This is a genomic window from Bradyrhizobium sp. 44 (genome assembly GCF_023073095.1).
In the GTDB taxonomy this organism is placed as follows: Bacteria; Pseudomonadota; Alphaproteobacteria; order Rhizobiales; family Xanthobacteraceae; genus Bradyrhizobium.
In genome coordinates this window covers 998472-1013848 of record NZ_JADPIY010000014.1, presented here as the reverse complement: position 1 = coordinate 1013848, position 15377 = coordinate 998472, and the positions used below count along the sequence as shown (strand labels likewise).

At 64.8% G+C, this 15377-nt stretch carries 14 protein-coding genes; 6 read left to right on the top strand and 8 right to left on the bottom strand.

From position 1 onward, the window contains the following. The first annotated feature begins 234 nt into the window (after positions 1-234). The 5 genes from IVB41_RS15630 to IVB41_RS15610 all read left to right on the top strand — a co-directional run bounded on the left by IVB41_RS15630 (position 235) and on the right by IVB41_RS15610 (position 7017). The gene (locus tag IVB41_RS15630; protein ID WP_247432473.1) at positions 235-1044 is read left to right on the top strand and encodes a DUF3108 domain-containing protein; all 810 of its coding nucleotides are present in this window, start codon (positions 235-237) and stop codon (positions 1042-1044) included. A gap of 606 nt (positions 1045-1650) precedes the next feature. Further along, positions 1651-5067 carry a helicase-related protein gene (locus IVB41_RS15625; RefSeq protein WP_247432470.1) on the top strand — a complete coding sequence of 1139 codons (3417 nt, stop codon included), beginning with the start codon at positions 1651-1653 and terminating at the stop codon, positions 5065-5067. 22 nt (positions 5068-5089) lie between these two features. Beyond that, positions 5090-5359 (top strand): RNA-binding S4 domain-containing protein, encoded by a 270-nt coding sequence (locus tag IVB41_RS15620; protein ID WP_081747864.1) that lies wholly within the window; start codon positions 5090-5092, stop codon positions 5357-5359. 132 nt (positions 5360-5491) lie between these two features. Next, positions 5492-5830: a ferredoxin FdxA gene (gene fdxA, locus IVB41_RS15615; protein WP_027567965.1), complete on the top strand. Its 339-nt coding sequence runs from the start codon at positions 5492-5494 to the stop codon at positions 5828-5830. Positions 5831-6174: 344 nt separating this feature from the next. Then, positions 6175-7017 (top strand): CarD family transcriptional regulator, encoded by an 843-nt coding sequence (locus tag IVB41_RS15610; protein ID WP_081747863.1) that lies wholly within the window; start codon positions 6175-6177, stop codon positions 7015-7017. Positions 7018-7134: 117 nt separating this feature from the next. On the opposite strand, the gene IVB41_RS15605 is transcribed toward IVB41_RS15610, so the two are convergent. Further along, on the bottom strand, positions 7135-7506 hold the full coding sequence (locus tag IVB41_RS15605; protein ID WP_027567963.1) for a helix-turn-helix domain-containing protein: 372 nt from the start codon (positions 7504-7506) through the stop codon (positions 7135-7137). 109 nt (positions 7507-7615) lie between these two features. On the opposite strand from IVB41_RS15605, the gene IVB41_RS15600 reads away from it, so the two are divergent. Beyond that, positions 7616-8326 carry a glutathione S-transferase family protein gene (locus IVB41_RS15600; RefSeq protein WP_247432468.1) on the top strand — a complete coding sequence of 237 codons (711 nt, stop codon included), beginning with the start codon at positions 7616-7618 and terminating at the stop codon, positions 8324-8326. A 37-nt stretch (positions 8327-8363) separates the two neighbouring features. Here IVB41_RS15600 and IVB41_RS15595 read toward each other — a convergent pair whose 3' ends face one another. The 7 genes from IVB41_RS15595 to cyoA are packed head-to-tail and all read right to left on the bottom strand — an operon-like array spanning position 8364 to position 15300. Continuing rightward, the gene (locus tag IVB41_RS15595; RefSeq protein ID WP_027515183.1) at positions 8364-8897 is read right to left on the bottom strand and encodes a response regulator transcription factor; all 534 of its coding nucleotides are present in this window, start codon (positions 8895-8897) and stop codon (positions 8364-8366) included. Then, on the bottom strand, positions 8887-10266 hold the full coding sequence (locus tag IVB41_RS15590; protein WP_247432465.1) for an ATP-binding protein: 1380 nt from the start codon (positions 10264-10266) through the stop codon (positions 8887-8889). The genes IVB41_RS15595 and IVB41_RS15590 overlap by 11 nt, the downstream gene beginning before the upstream one ends. Continuing rightward, entirely contained in the window at positions 10238-11098 is an 861-nt protein-coding gene (locus tag IVB41_RS15585; protein WP_247432462.1) for an SURF1 family protein, read from the bottom strand. Before IVB41_RS15585 ends, IVB41_RS15590 begins: the two co-directional genes overlap by 29 nt. A 13-nt stretch (positions 11099-11111) precedes the next feature. Beyond that, a complete protein-coding gene (gene cyoD / locus IVB41_RS15580; RefSeq protein WP_247432458.1) occupies positions 11112-11504 on the bottom strand; it encodes a cytochrome o ubiquinol oxidase subunit IV in 393 nt (130 codons plus the stop codon). Next, on the bottom strand, positions 11501-12130 hold the full coding sequence (cyoC, locus tag IVB41_RS15575; RefSeq protein ID WP_247432454.1) for a cytochrome o ubiquinol oxidase subunit III: 630 nt from the start codon (positions 12128-12130) through the stop codon (positions 11501-11503). Before cyoC ends, cyoD begins: the two co-directional genes overlap by 4 nt. Then, entirely contained in the window at positions 12131-14128 is a 1998-nt protein-coding gene (gene cyoB, locus IVB41_RS15570) for a cytochrome o ubiquinol oxidase subunit I (protein ID WP_247405786.1), read from the bottom strand. It abuts the gene before it with no gap. A gap of 11 nt (positions 14129-14139) precedes the next feature. Further along, the gene (gene cyoA / locus IVB41_RS15565) at positions 14140-15300 is read right to left on the bottom strand and encodes a ubiquinol oxidase subunit II (RefSeq protein ID WP_247432450.1); all 1161 of its coding nucleotides are present in this window, start codon (positions 15298-15300) and stop codon (positions 14140-14142) included. Positions 15301-15377: the final 77 nt, after the last annotated feature.

Here is a 15377-nt window from a genome sequence, read left to right as displayed (position 1 = left end):
CCCGAAGAGTCCGGTGGAGTTCCGGACGCGGACTTGCCCGGACGCATTGCCTGGCGCGGTTTTTGGCTTAAGTAACAACCGTTCGCGCCCCGATTGGATTGTTTCGTGCTCACAACGCCTCATCTCGCGCCAAGTCTGCGTCCAAATGAGCTGCGCCCAAAAGAGCTGCGCTCAGCGGAGCGGGGCGCAAGGAATCCGCACGCAAGTCATCCGCGCTCTGCCGGCCGCTGGGTCATGGCGGCCCTTGGCGGGCTGGTTTTGGCGTGGGCGGCGGAGCCCGCGGCGGCGCAGGGCAAGCTCGAGGCGCAATACGAGGCGACGCTGGCGGGCATTCCCGTCGGCAAGGGCGCCTGGAACATCGACATCCAGGACGATGTGTTCGCGGCCGCGGCCTCCGGCGGCACCTCGGGGCTATTGAAATCCTTCGCGGGCGGGTCCGGCACCGGCGCCTCGCAAGGGCGCGTGGTCAACGGCGCGCTGGTGGCGACCGGCTACCAGGCCTCCACCACCACCTCGAAGAAGACCGAAGAGATCCGCATCACGCTCGACAAGGGCAATGTGAAGGATTTTGCCATCGTGCCGGAGCCTCCGGTCGATCCCGACCGCATCGTCGTCACCGACGCGCATCGCCGCGGCGTCTGGGACCCAATGACGGCCTCGCTGGTGCGCGTCTCAGGCAGCGGCGACGTGCTGTCGGCGGACGCCTGCCACGGCAGCGCCGCCGTGTTCGACGGCCGCATGCGCTACGAGCTCAAGCTCGATTTCAAGCGCATGGAAAACGTCAAGGCGGAGAAGGGCTATCACGGCCAGGTCGTGGTCTGCTCGCTGTATTTCGTGCCCATTGCCGGCTACATCCCCGACCGCCCGGTGATCAAATATCTCGCCGCCCAGCGCAACATCGAGGTCGCCTTCGCGCCGATCGCGGGAACGCGCATCCTGGTCCCGTTCTGGCTGAAAGTGCCGACCCCGCTCGGGCCGGCCATGCTGGAAGCGACGTCCTTCGTCACCAGCGCCCAGCCGCCCAAGGTGGCGAAGACGCAGTAGGCTCGGCGTCCCGCGCTGAACCTCCTTTTTCGGCGAAAATAAACACTAATGATTTCAACGACATGCCTACTGTGCATGGGGTTGTTTTCGCACTTTTTGTTTGGAGGGGGTCGAGGACCGGGAATCCATTTGACTCCTCCCCGATTCTGATTCGACTCCGCGCCGTCCCCAGCTTTAACGAATCCGCCATCGAAACGTCGCTTGTGCGGCGGGGCAAAACTCCATCTAGTGCGAACCCATAAGCCTCCCGCGACATGTTGCGTGAACGGAACAGGACTCACGGGGGAGTCTGCGATTCGGCCGCGATTCGTTCTCAACTCGTTCCGAAGCTTAAAGCCAACGGGAAAAGCGTCGCAAAGTGAGACAGTTGCGCGAGGTTCGGGGAGAATGCTCCCACACTCTCGGTGTCATCGCCCGGCTTGACCGGGCGATCCAGTACGCCGAGGCGTCTGTGATTGAGCCGAGAAGCCGCGGCGTACTGGATGCCCCGGTCAAGCCGGGGCATGACAGCGGAGAAGCCGAAGCCGGGTGACTTCCAGGCGCTTCGCGCCACAGCCCCAAAACAGCACTGACATTCGCCCCAATCGCCATTACCTAATCCCCCAGATGCCTTTTTCCTCCTCCCCCTTCGCTTCCGAGCGACTCCCCGGCGCCGGCGTCACTGCGGTGCTCGGGCCCACCAACACCGGCAAGACCCATCTCGCCATCGAGCGGATGCTCGCGCATCCCTCGGGCATGATCGGGCTGCCGCTGCGCCTGCTCGCGCGCGAGGTCTACAACAAGATCGCAGCAAGGGTCGGCCCCGATGCCGTCGCGCTCGTGACCGGCGAGGAGAAGATCAAGCCGAAATCGCCGCGCTATTGGGTCTCGACCGTCGAGGCGATGCCGCGGGATCTCGACGTCTCGTTTCTTGCTGTGGACGAGGTGCAGATCGCATCTGATCTGGAGCGCGGCCACGTCTTCACCGACCGCATCCTCAACCGCCGCGGCCGCGACGAGACGCTGCTGCTCGGCGCTGCGACGATGCGTCCGATCATCGAGCGGCTGCTGCCGGGCGTCTCCATGATCACGCGGCCGCGCCTGTCGCAGCTGGAATTCGCGGGCGATCGCAAGATCACGCGGCAGCCGCGCCGCACCGCCATCGTCGCCTTCTCGGCCGACGAGGTCTACGCCATCGCCGAGCTGATCCGTCGCCAGCATGGCGGCGCCGCCGTGGTGCTGGGCTCGCTCTCGCCGCGCACCCGCAACGCGCAGGTCGCGATGTTCCAGGACGGCGAGGTCGACTACCTCGTCGCCACCGACGCCGTCGGCATGGGCCTCAATCTCGACGTCGACCACGTCGCCTTTGCCTCCGATCGCAAGTTTGACGGCTACCAGTTCCGCCGGCTGACGCCGTCCGAATTCGGCCAGATCGCCGGCCGCGCCGGCCGCGCCACCCGCAACGGCACCTTCGGCACCACCGGTCGCTGCGCACCGTTCGAGCCCGAGCTCGTCAATGCGCTGCAGAACCACACCTTCGACCCCGTGAAGGTTTTGCAATGGCGCAATTCGAAGCTGGATTTCGCGTCCCTCGGCGCGCTTCAGGTCTCGCTGAACCTGGCCCCCGGCCATGAGGCGCTGACGCGCGCGCCCATCGCCGAGGACATGCGCGTGCTCGATCACGCCGCCCGCGACGCCGAGGTGCGCGATGTCGCGCATGGCAAGGACGCGGTGGAACGGCTGTGGGAGGCCTGCCAGGTCCCGGATTATCGAAAGCTGTCGCCGGCCGCCCATGCCGAGCTGGTCACGACGCTGTACGGCTTCCTGATGCGCAAGGGATGCATCCCCGACGCCTGGTTCAGGACCCAGATCGACCAGGCCGACCGCGTCGACGGCGATATCGACACGCTGTCGGCCCGGATCGCGCAGATTCGCACCTGGACCTTCGTCGCCAACCGTCCCGACTGGCTGAAAGACCCCGAACGCTGGCAGGGGATCGCCCGCGAGGTCGAAAATAAATTATCGGATGCGCTCCATGAACGCTTGACTGAGCGTTTCGTTGATCGCCGGACCAGTGTATTGATGCGCCGCCTGCGGGAGAACACGAGCTTGAATACGGAAATCGGCAAGACCGGCGAAGTCATCGTCGAAGGCCATGTCATCGGCCGCCTCGATGGCTTCACCTTTGCACCGGATGCGGCGGAAGCCGGCTCCGATGCGAAAGCGTTGCAGGCTGCAGCGCAGGCCGTGCTCGCCGGCGAGATCAACGCGCGCGCCGAAAAACTGGGCAATGCGCCGGACGAGCAGTTCGTGCTGACCTCGGAAGGCATGATCCGCTGGACCGGCGACGCCGTGGCGCGGCTGTCTGCCGCAGAGGACGCGCTGCATCCGCGCATCCGCATCATCTCCGACGAACGCCTCACGGGCGCCCCCCGCGACAAGGTGCAGGCCCGGCTCGAGCTCTGGCTCAAGACGCATATCGAAAAGCTGCTCGGGCCGCTGTTCGAGCTCAGCAAGGCCGAGGACGTCACCGGCATCGCCCGCGGTATCGCCTATCAGCTCGTCGAGGCGCTCGGCGTGCTGGAGCGCCCGAAGATCGCCAACGAGCTGAAGGACCTCGACCAGCCCTCGCGCGCGACCTTGCGCAAATACGGCGTCCGCTTCGGCGCCTATCACCTCTATTTTCCCGGCCTGCTCAAGCCGGCCGGGCGTGCGCTGGCCGCGCTGCTCTGGGCGCTGAAGCAGGACAATGTCGATCCCTCCGCGCTGTCGGGCGCGCAGCATCTGGCAAGCTCGGGCCGCACCTCGTTCCCGGTCGACAAGCAGCTGCCGCGCGACGCCTATCGCGTGCTCGGCTACAAGCAGGCCGGCGAGCGCGCCGTGCGCGTCGACATCCTCGAGCGCCTGGCCGACCTGATCCGTCCGGCGCTGGCCTGGCGCGAGAACGCGTCCGGCGAAAAGCCCGCCGGTGCGTTCGACGGCCGCAGCTTCGTGGTGACGCAGGCGATGACCTCGCTCACCGGTTCGGCCGGCGAGGATTTTGCGTCGGTGCTGCGTGCGCTCGGCTATCGCATGGACAAGCGCCCGCCGCTGCCGGCGAAGCCCGCTGCGGCTGTTGCCGAGATCCCTGTTGCTGAAGCCTCCAGCGAAGAGACACCCGCAACCGAAGCGCCGGTCGAGGACGCCGCCGCGCCCGCGGACACCGCGATCGAAGCCGCCGCCGAGCCTGTGACTGTCGAAGACGCGCCCGGCATGGAGCAGCACGACGAGCCCGCACACGACGAGCCGGCGCTTGAGGCTTCCGTCACGCCGGAAGACGCTCCCGGCATCGCGCCACCTGCGAAAGAGGCTGCGGCACCCGTTGAAGCTGCTGAAACCGCTCCCGCTGAAACCGCGTCTGCCGAAACCGCGCCTGCGGAGACTGCTGCAACCGAAGCTGCTGCGTCGGCCGATGCGGCTTCGCCTGTGGAGGCCGCCGCGACGCCCGCCGAGCCCGAGCTCATCGAGGTCTGGCGTCCCGCCGGCCGTCACGACGATCGCAAGCCGCGCCACGAGCGCCATCGCAACCCGCGTCACCAGCCGCGCCCGCAGGCGGCTGCTGAAGCCGGCGCCGCGCCTGCCGAAGGCGAAGCCCAGCCTGCCGCCGACGGCGAGAAGCGCGGTGAGCGTCATCGCCATGGCGGCGGTCATCGTCGCGATTCCGGTCGCGATGGCGGCAGGGATTTCCGCAAGCCGCGCGAAGGCGGCACCGAAGCCGCGCCGCGTCCTGAGGACAAGAACCGTCGGTTCGAGGGCAAGAATGGCGGCAACAAGGACCGCGACAACAAGGATCGCAACAAAGGCAAGTTCGGCGGCGATCGCGACAAGGGCCGCGACAACCGTGGCCGCGACCGCGACAAGGGCCGCGACCGCCAGGGCGGGCCGTCGTTGCGCCCCTACGCATCGAGCGCCACCCCGCGCGAGCGCGATCGTCCGGTCGATCCGAACTCGCCGTTTGCAAAACTCGCTGCGCTAAAGGAGCAGCTGTCAGGGCGTAAGGAGTGAGCCCACGACCGAGCGGCAGCGCATCGACAAATGGCTATGGCACGCGCGGGTGGTGAAGGCGCGCACCTCCGCTGCCGAGCTTGTCGAGTCCGGCCATGTTCGCGTCAACGGCGCACGCGAGAAATCGCCGGGGCATGCGATCAAGATCGGCGACGTGCTCACCGTCGCGCTCGATCGCACCGTGCGCGTCTTGAAAGTCATCGCCTTCAACGAGCGCCGCGGCGATGCCGCCTCGGCCCGTGTACTCTACGAAGAGCTCAGCGAAGGCCATCCGAATTCTCAGCGCAATTAATTGCGCTTTGAATTCATTTCTTGGTCGATCAAGCGCATAAAGCCGTCATGATCGGCCGTTCCTGAGCTTGCGGCGCCGGGCCATCCGCGCTACGCAAGCCGCGACTTTTAAAAGAGCTTTTCGGAGCGTTGGATGACTTACGTCGTCACTGAAGCGTGCATCAAGTGCAAGTACACCGACTGCGTCGAGGTCTGCCCGGTCGATTGTTTCTACGAGGGCGAGAACATGCTCGTCATCCATCCTGACGAGTGCATCGACTGCGGCGTGTGCGAGCCGGAATGCCCCGCCGATGCCATCAAGCCGGACACGGAACCGGGCCTGGAAAAGTGGCTCACGGTCAACGCCGACTACGCCAAGAGCTGGCCGAACATCACCCAGAAGAAAGAATCACCTGCCGACGCCAAGGATTTCGACGGCATGGAGGGCAAGTTCGACAAGTATTTCTCCTCGAACCCCGGCTCCGGCGACTAATTCGGGTCAAACTTAACCCTATTAGCGGCGTTATCGCTGAAAACCAGCCCTTAAGACCCCTAAATCATTGATTTTTGCGGGAAATGTGCTATATTGGGCACATTGAGCCGAACCCTGGTTAGCCCCGTCGGCCCCGTTGGGTTCCCGTGAAACCAAATGTCGAACAGGGGCGTGGCAGTTTCCGCGCGCAGGCTGTGTCACAGAAAACGCGTAAAAAGAGTACTTCAGCGAAGGCTTCCCATAAGGACGCCAAGAAAGTCGCCGCGGCCAGCCGTAGCGCATCCAAGGGTCGGACCGCGACGAAGGCGCCGGCTGCAAAGTCCTCGAAGAACAAAAGAAGCGCAATGCCTAACAAGACTGCCAAGCCGGCCGCGAAAGCGACCGTTGCCAAGCCTGTTGCCGCCAAGCCTGCCGCCAAGCCCGCTGTTGCAAAGACGCCCGCTGCCAAGGCTCCCGCTGCCAAGCCCGCCGCGCCGAAGGCTCCTGTTGCTGCTGCTCCCGCCAAGGCCCCTGTCGCTGCCGCCAAGCCGGCCGTGAAGCCAGCGGCTGTCGCGCCGAAGGTCGAAGAAAAGAAGGTCGTGACCCAGCGTCAGGGCTTCAAGGCCAACGAATTCGTCGTCTATCCCGCTCACGGTGTCGGCCAGATTCTGGCCATCGAGGAGCAGGAGATCGCCGGCGCGAAGCTCGAGCTGTTCGTCATCAACTTCATCAAGGACAAGATGACGTTGCGCGTGCCGACCGCCAAGGTCGCCAATGTGGGCATGCGCAAGCTGTCGGACCCCGCGCTGGTGAAGCGTGCGCTCGAGACTCTCAAGGGCCGTGCCCGCGTCAAGCGCACCATGTGGTCGCGCCGCGCCCAGGAATACGAAGCGAAGATCAATTCGGGCGACATCGTCGCGATCGCGGAAGTCGTGCGCGACCTCTATCGCTCCGAGTCGCAGCCGGAGCAGTCCTACAGCGAACGCCAGCTCTATGAAGCCGCGCTCGACCGTCTCTCCCGCGAGATCGCGGTGGTGCAGCACTCGACTGAGACCGAAGCGGTCAAGGAGATCGAGGCCCAGCTCGCCAAGAGCCCGCGCCGCACCGGCGCCAAGTCCGAAGCCGCCGAAGGCGAAGGCGATGCGGACGCCGAGGGCGACAGCGACGAGACCGATGGCGGCGCCACGGTCGCCGACGAGGCCGCGTAAGCGTCTCACGCGTTCATCGCAACAGATCAAAAGCCCGGCCGTTTGGCCGGGCTTTTTGTTTCGGAGGGACGGTCAGCGGGCCGAATTGCTTCTAAGCCTATGCGGTCCTGAACGGCATCAAACCCGCGATGCGCTTCCCGAAGCGCCGCGCCCGGTCTCGTGGCCGTCTCCGCCCGCGTCAGTCGCAACTGTCGACCACCAGGCGCCCAACGCATCGATCAACGGCACCAAGGTGTGGCCGGCGGCGGTCAGATCGTACTCGACCCTCAACGGGTATCCGCCGAATTCCGTGCGGGTCACGATACCGGCGTCCTCCAGTTTGCGAAGCTCGAGGGCGAGCATCCTGTGCGAGATGGTCGGATTGTCCCGACGCAAGTCGCTGAACCGTTTGGTGCCCTGTTTCAAATAGTAGATCAGAAGCGTAGGCCACCGGCCGCTCAGGATCTGCATCACTTCCTCGATGGGACATCTCGAAACGAGGTCTTTCATCGGCGGACTCCAGGTTACAAAAATGTTCGCAATTTACTTGATGGAGCGAGCGACTAGGGTTCGGGACCGCTGCGCAGCGTGATCATCAGAAATCACGGAGAATAGATCGATGGATCCAATCCTACTTTACGGCTTCCCGACGGGAAGCTCCATGGGACTCGTTGCAGCTCTTGAATGGCTTGGCAGGCCATATCGCCTGTGTCGCGTCGACATGCTGGGCGAGATGCTGAGCCCGTCATACGCCAGGATCAATCCGCGACACGAGACGCCTGCACTCATCACGGAGCAGGGTGATGTACTGACGGAAACCATGGCGATCGCAGCTTGGCTCGAAGCCAGGGATACCGAACGGCGCATCAGCTTTGATCCGTTGTCGCCGAAAGCCGATCGCATGCATCAGCTGATGGCGTTCGTGAATACCGGCTTTACCGGCGCCTTCGCGCCGCTTTGGGTCGCAATGGAAGGCGTGGCGATGGACGACGCCATGCGCTCGGCCTTGCGGGAGTTCGGAAGGAGAAAGGTGATCGAACGCCACGACAAGCTCGAAGGCATGATCGAGCCGGCAAGATTCCTGCTGGCCGACCGGCCGACCCTTGCCGACGCCTTGCTGACAGGTGTGGCGCGCTGGCTCGACTTCCACGCCGTCGCGGAGAGGAGCCGCTGGCCAAAGCTGGCGGCGCTGCGCCAACAACTCGAGGCCGATCCCGGGGTCATCTACGCCACCGCCGTGGAGCGCGGCAGCAATGATCCGGGAGCAGGATCCTGCGCCGGCCATATCGCGCTGGCCGATGTCATCGCGCGATATGGCAAGCAAGCCTAACCAGTGGAGAGGAGGAGCGGCTTCGATCCGCTCCTCCCTACTTCACCGGCCGCTTCTCGAGCTTCCTTGCCAGCGTGCGCCGGTGCATCCCGAGTCGTCTTGCCGCTTCCGAGATGTTGAAGTCGGTCTCGATCAGGGTCTGGTGGATGCGTTCCCATTCCAGCGTTTTGATCGAGGTCGGCCGGGCATCGAGCGCGACCTCGGCATTGCCTGCGGCCTTGTTGAAGGCGGCCTCGATGTCGTCGGTGTTCGACGGCTTGGCCAGATAGTGGCATGCGCCCAGCTTGATGGCCTCGACGGCGGTGGAGATACTGGCAAAGCCCGTCAGCACCACGATCAACATCTCCGGATCGTGCGTGTGCAAGAGCTCGACGCAGGCCAGGCCCGAAGCTCCCCCGAGCTTGAGGTCGACGACGGCATAGCCGAACGATCGCTCCTCCAGGACTTTCCGCACCTCCTCGATCGAGGCGGCGAGCACGACCTCGTAGTCGCGGCGCTCGAACGAACGCTTCAGGGTGCGCGCGAAGCCGGCATCGTCCTCGACGACGATGAGCGAACGGTCAGGCGTCAAAGCTGCCTCCGATCGCCAGCGTTGCGAGCGGCAGCGTGAGGCGCACCGTGGCGCCGCGCTTCCTGTGGTTCTCGGCGGTCACGCTGCCCCCTAACTTGCGCACCACGTTCACCACCAGGAACAGGCCGAGCCCGCCGCCGGCGCGGCCCTTGCTCGACTGATAAGGTTTTCCGATTTGTGCCAGCATCTCCGGCGCAAAACCGGGGCCGCGATCGCTGATCGACAGCACGAGATTGTCGCCCTCGCGCCCGGCAACGAGCTCGACCCAGTCGCGCGAGACCTCGTAGGCGTTGTCGAGCACGTTGAAGATCACCTGCTTCAGCGCGACGTCCGAGACGATCGCGACGTCTTCGCCGAAGGTGTTGACGAAATACAGCGTGCGCGCCGAGCGCGCGTCGCGCCACTCCTCCACCAGCGCGGTGACGAAAGCCGCAACCGTCGTCGGCGACGATCCTTCGCCGCGGGCCTCGCCCGCTGAGACCAGGATGCCCGTCACGATCGACTTGCAGCGTTGTAGCGAGGTCTCCATCTCCGCGAGGTCCTCGGCCAGTTCCTGATCGGCGGCGAGGTCGGGCATGCGGCGCCAGTCGCCGAGGATGACCGAGAGCGAGGCGAGCGGCGTGCCGAGCTCGTGCGCCGCGCCGGAGGCGAGCAGGCCCATGCGCACGATATGATCCTGCTCGGCGGCATGCTGGCGTAGCGCCGCCAGATGCGCGTCGCGCTCGCGCAAATTCCTGTTGATGCGGGTGACGAACACCACCAGCAGCACGGCGTTGAGCACGAAGCCCAGCAGCATGCCGGCAACCGTGAGCGTGTAGGTCTCGCTCAGCGGGTTCGGCGGCAGATCGAGCGGCCGGTAGGCGACGGTCAGCCAGACGAAGCTCGCGCAGGTCAGCGCGACCAGCGACCAGGTCGAGCGGCCATCGAGCAGCACCGCGCCCAGCGTCACCTGAAGCAGGAACAGCGAGGTGAAGGGATTGGTGGCGCCGCCGCTGAGGTAAAGCTGCGCGGTCAGCGCGGCGACGTCCAGCATGAGGGCGACGAGCAGCTCGTTGTTGGTGATCGCGGCGCGATGGCGCACCCAGACCAGGCTGGAGATGTTGAGAAATATCAGGGCGCCGATCACTGCGCCCATCCGGGTGAGGGGCAGGGGAATGCCGAGCCACATATGCACGCCGCCGATGGTCACGATCTGGCCGACCACTGCAGTCCAGCGCAGCTGGATCAGCAGCGCCATGTTCTTGCGGTTGGTCTCGTCGTCGGTCGGCGCAGCGCCGATCAGCTCGCTGCGCGCGTCCGCCTGCGATTGCAGCGTGACGGCGCCATGCGTTCTTCCGTCGTCAGGTGGGCTCGACGATCGTTCCAGCATCTGATCCCGTCTTGCGGGCGACGGCATCGGAGCCGCCGGCCGCTTCGTGGACGAAGCCGCTCCAGGGCTCCTTGCGGCGGAACAGCCCGCCGCCGAATGTGACGAAAAGTTTACCGGCCAGCATGAAAGCCAGGGCAAACCACGTCAGCGCGTAGATCAGGTGGTTATTGGGAAAGCTGATCACGGTCAATCCGCCGATTGGGCTGCTGCCGGATTGTGATCGAGCGTCGGCATCGATGAAAAAGGGCGCGACGTGGTCGAGGCCGCGTGCCGCCGCAATCGCGGCGACATCCCGCGAGTACCAGCGATTGTGCTCCGGCACGTTGGTCCTGAGGAATCCGCCTTTTGGCTCCGTCACGCGCAACAGGCCGGTGATCTCAACCGGGCCTTGCGGATTGCCGTCCCGGCGCGTCGAGGCGTCGCGCCGCTCGGACGGCACGAAGCCGCGGTTGACCAGGACCAGCGTGCCGTCGCTACGCTGAAGCGGCGTCAGCACCCAATAGCCCGGGCCTTCTTCGGTGACGGCCTGAACCAGCGTCTCGCGGTCATGCAGGAAGCGGCCGGTGACGCTGACGTGCCTGTACTCGTCGTTTGCGGCGGAGACGGTCGGCCATGCCGCCGGCGAGGGGATCGGTTGGGCCGGGGCATGAACGCGCTGCTCGACGCGATCGATCAGCGCCAGCTTCCAGGCGCGGCGCTCGATCTGCCAGACGCCGAGCGCGATCAGAAGCGCAAAAGCCGTGAGCGAGAGGACCGCGAGCCACAAGGGCGGGCGCGCAGCGTCGCGGTGCGCCCCGTTTGCCTTGCTCGTCACGGTCCGGGTCTTGCTCACTTCAGGGCCTCGCTCATTTCATCCCGGTCATCTGGTGGATCGGCATCATGTTGCTGTTGAGGTGGTTCATCACCCACAGCGAACCCGACAGGGCGATCACCACCATGACGATGGTGAAGATCAGCGCCATCATGCTCCAGCCGTTCTCGGACGTCGTGTTCATGTGCAGGAAGTAGATCATGTGCACGACGATCTGCACGACCGCGAAGGCCATGATCACGAGCGCGGTGATCTGCTTGCTCGGAAGCGCGCCGCTCATCACCAGCCAGAACGGGATCGCGGTGAGCACGACCGAGAGCACGAAGCCGAGCATGTAGGTCGAGAACGAGCCGTGGGCGTGGGCTTGCGCGTGGCTATCGCCGCGGTGATGATCGCCCGCATGGGCGGCGTGAGTATCGGTGTTCATCGCAGAACTCCCAGCAGATAGACGAAGGTGAAGACGCCGATCCAGACCACGTCGAGGAAGTGCCAGAACATCGACAGGCACATCAGGCGGCGGCGGTTGGCCTCGATCAGGCCGAACTTCCAGACCTGCACCATCAGGGTCACCAGCCAGATCAGGCCGCAGCTGACGTGCAGGCCGTGGGTGCCGACCAGGGTGAAGAAGGCGGACAGGAAGGCGCTGCGCTGCGGCGTCGCGCCCTCATGGATCATGTGGGCGAACTCGGACAGCTCGATGCCGATGAAGGCGGCGCCGAACAGGCCGGTGATCGCCAGCCAGATCTGGGTCTGCGCGATCTTGTTCTGCTGCATCGTCAGCATGGCGAAGCCATACGTGATCGACGACAGCAGCAGCATCGAGGTGTTCACCGCGACCAGCGGCAGCTCGAACAGATCCTTTGGCGCGGGACCGGCGGCGTAGTTGCCGCCGAGCACGCCGAAGGTGGCGAACAGGATCGCGAAGATGAGACAGTCGCTCATCAGATAGATCCAGAAGCCGAGCGAGGTGCTGTAGCCTTCCGGATGCGGGTGTTCGTCGGCGAGGTAGAACGCCGGCTCGCCGGTTTGCGTGGGATTGACAGCGACAGTCATTTACTTGGCTCCGGCGAGCAGTTTGGTGCGCGCGTCTTCGGCCCGGATGACGTCCTCGGCCGGAATGTCGAAATCGCGATGATAGTTGAAGGTGTGACCGATGCCGACGGCGAGCATCGCGATGAAGCTCGCGGCCGCCAGCCACCAGATGTACCAGATCAGGCCGAATCCCATCGCGGTGGCAAAGCCGGCCAGGATGATGCCGGTGCCGGTGCTGCTGGGCATGTGGATCGGCTTGAAGCCGGTGAGCGGGCGCTGATAACCGCGCCTCTTCATGTCCCACCACGCGTCATTGTCGTGAACGACGGGGGTGAAGGCGAAGTTGTAGGCCGGCGGCGGCGAGGAGGTCGCCCATTCCAGCGTACGCGCATCCCAGGGATCGCCGGTGACGTCCTTGAGCTGCTCGCGCCTGAGGAAGCTGACCGCGAACTGCATCAGCATCGAGAGGATCCCGAGGAAGACCAGGAAGGCGCCGATGCCGGCGACGATGAACCAGATCTGCAGGCTCGGGTCGTCGAACACACGGAGCCGGCGGGTCACGCCCATCAGGCCGAGCACATAGAGCGGCATGAAGGCGAGGTAGAAGCCCGTGACCCAGAACCAGAACGACAGCTTGCCCCAGAACGGATCGAGCTTGAAGCCGAACGCCTTCGGGAACCAGTAGCCGATACCGGCGAACGCGCCGAACACGACGCCGCCGATGATCACGTTGTGGAAGTGGGCGATCAGGAACAGGCTGTTGTGCAGGACGAAGTCGGCCGGTGGCACCGCGAGCAGCACGCCGGTCATGCCGCCGAGCACGAAGGTCAGCATGAACGCGATCGTCCACATCATCGGCAGCTCGAAGCGGATGCGGCCGCGATACATCGTGAACAGCCAGTTGAACATCTTCGCGCCCGTCGGGATCGAGATGATCATCGTGGTGATGCCGAAGAAGGAGTTGACGCTGGCGCCCGACCCCATCGTGAAGAAGTGGTGCAGCCATACCAGGTAGGACAGGATGGTGATGACCACCGTGGCGTAGACCATCGAGGTGTAGCCGAACAGCCGCTTGCCCGAGAAGGTCGAGGTCACTTCCGAGAAGATGCCGAAGGCGGGGAGAACCAGGATGTAGACCTCGGGATGACCCCAGATCCAGATCAGGTTCACGTACATCATCGGGCTGCCGCCGAAATCGTTGGTGAAGAAGTTGGTGCCGACGTAGCGGTCGAGCGAGAGCAGCGCGAGCACGACGGTCAGAACCGGGAAGGAAGCGACGATCAGTACGTTGGTGCAGAGCGCGGTCCAGGTGAACACCGGCATCCGCATCATGGTCATGCCGGGGCATCGCAGCTTGACGATGGTGCAGATCAGGTTGATGCCGGACAATGTCGTTCCGACGCCCGCGACCTGTAAGCCCCATATGTAATAGTCGACGCCGACATCCGGACTGTAGCCGATGTTCGACAGCGGCGGATAAGCCAGCCAGCCGGTGCGGGCGAATTCGCCGATGAACAGCGAGGCCATCACCAGCACCGCGCCGCCGACCGTCATCCAGAAGCTGAAATTGTTCAGGAACGGGAACGACACGTCGCGCGCGCCGATCTGGAGCGGCACGACGAAGTTCATCAGGCCGGTGACCAGCGGCATCGCCACGAAGAAGATCATGATCACGCCGTGGGCGGTGAAGACCTGGTCGTAGTGATGGGAATTGAGGTAACCCTCGGAGCCGCCGAAGGCGAGCGCCTGCTGCAATCGCATCATCAGCGCGTCGGCGAAGCCGCGCAGCAGCATCACGATGCCGAGGATCATGTACATGATGCCGATACGCTTGTGGTCGACGCTGGTGAACCATTCGCTCCAGAGATAACCCCAGACGCGGAAATAGGTCAGGCCGGCAAGCATGATGAGGCCGCCGGTCGCCACCACGGCAAAGGTGCCGACGACGATCGGCTCGTGCAGCGGCAGCGATTCGAAGGTGAGCCGGCCGAAGATGAGCTTGAGAAGATCAGGAGACATGCGGGATCTCTTTACGAATCTGACTTCGGACGTTGTCCGAGGAAGAAGGACGAGGACTTCAGCGGCGTGAAAGTCGGCCGCTTCAGGCCGGCGCCGAGCAGCGGCGCGGTGTCGACAGGTGCCGTGATGGAGGCGGTGGTCCTGCCCTGCGGCGCATCGGGCGTGCAGGTGCCGGCGACGAAGGTCGGCTCCGGGCCAAGCGCCGTGCCGCGGCGGGCGTACTTGTCGTAGGCCAGCGGCAGGGTGTTGTTCAGGCCCTCATGGCCGAGGCCGCCCTTGGCGTCGATCGCCATCATCTCGCTCTGGCACATCTTGCCGGTCTCGACGCACATGTTGAGGATCAGGCGGTAGAGATCGGAATCGACGGTGCCGTAGCGCCGCACCGGCTCGTTCTGGCTGGGCTTTTCGAGCTGGAGATACTCGGCGCGGCCGAGCGAGCCGCCGCCGGACTTGGCGCTGGCGATCCAGGCGTCAAAGCCCTTGTCATCGAGACCCTGGAAGTTGAAGTGCATGCCGGAAAAGCCGGCGCCGCTGTAGTTCGCGGAAAAGCCCCGGTAGGTGCCGGCGTGGTTCACGACGGCGTGGAGCTTGGTCTCCATGCCCGGCATCGCGTAGATCTGGCCGGCCAGCGCGGGGATGTAGAACGAGTTCATCACCGAGGACGCGGTGATGCGGAAATTGATGGGGCGATCGACCGGAGCTGCCAGATCGTTGACGGTGGCGATGCCGTAGTCCGGATAGATAAAGAGCCACTTCCAGTCGAGTGCGACGACGTCGACCTCGAGCGGGGCCTTGGATTGGTCCACGGCGCGGTCGGCATGGATGCGGCCGAGCGTGCGATAGGGGTCGAGCAGATGCGTGCCCATCCAGGTCAGCGCGCCCAGGCAAACGATGATCAAGAGCGGCGCCGACCAGATCACCAGCTCGAGGCTGGTCGAGTGGTCCCATTCCGGCTCGTAGCGGGCGTCGGTGTTGGACTGGCGGTAGCGCCAGGCGAACAGCACCGTCAGCGCCATCACGGGGACGACAATCAGGAGCATCAGGACGGTGGAGATGATGACGAGGTCGCGCTGTTGCGCTGCGATATCGCCGGCCGGCGCCAGCACGACGTAGTTGCAGCCGCTGAGCGCAACCACCAGGGGTAGCAGCGCCAGGATCTTGAAACGGGACACGGGCCGAGCCTTATGAGAATGAGTTTCCTTTGCGAGGCCAAGGGGTAGCTGCGGCGCAGCAATCCGGACATTGGACA

Excerpts from the sequence above, each read along its gene's own strand:
- IVB41_RS15630 (WP_247432473.1), top strand. The coding sequence starts at position 235 with ATGGCGGCCCTTGGCGGGCTGGTTTTGGCGTGGGCGGCGGAGCCCGCG.
- IVB41_RS15625 (WP_247432470.1), top strand. The coding sequence starts at position 1,651 with ATGCCTTTTTCCTCCTCCCCCTTCGCTTCCGAGCGACTCCCCGGCGCC.
- fdxA (WP_027567965.1), top strand. The coding sequence starts at position 5,492 with ATGACTTACGTCGTCACTGAAGCGTGCATCAAGTGCAAGTACACCGAC.
- IVB41_RS15610 (WP_081747863.1), top strand. The coding sequence starts at position 6,175 with ATGCCTAACAAGACTGCCAAGCCGGCCGCGAAAGCGACCGTTGCCAAG.
- IVB41_RS15605 (WP_027567963.1), bottom strand. The coding sequence starts at position 7,506 with ATGAAAGACCTCGTTTCGAGATGTCCCATCGAGGAAGTGATGCAGATC.
- IVB41_RS15600 (WP_247432468.1), top strand. The coding sequence starts at position 7,616 with ATGGATCCAATCCTACTTTACGGCTTCCCGACGGGAAGCTCCATGGGA.
- IVB41_RS15590 (WP_247432465.1), bottom strand. The coding sequence starts at position 10,266 with ATGCTGGAACGATCGTCGAGCCCACCTGACGACGGAAGAACGCATGGC.
- cyoD (WP_247432458.1), bottom strand. The coding sequence starts at position 11,504 with ATGAACACCGATACTCACGCCGCCCATGCGGGCGATCATCACCGCGGC.
- cyoC (WP_247432454.1), bottom strand. The coding sequence starts at position 12,130 with ATGACTGTCGCTGTCAATCCCACGCAAACCGGCGAGCCGGCGTTCTAC.
- cyoB (WP_247405786.1), bottom strand. The coding sequence starts at position 14,128 with ATGTCTCCTGATCTTCTCAAGCTCATCTTCGGCCGGCTCACCTTCGAA.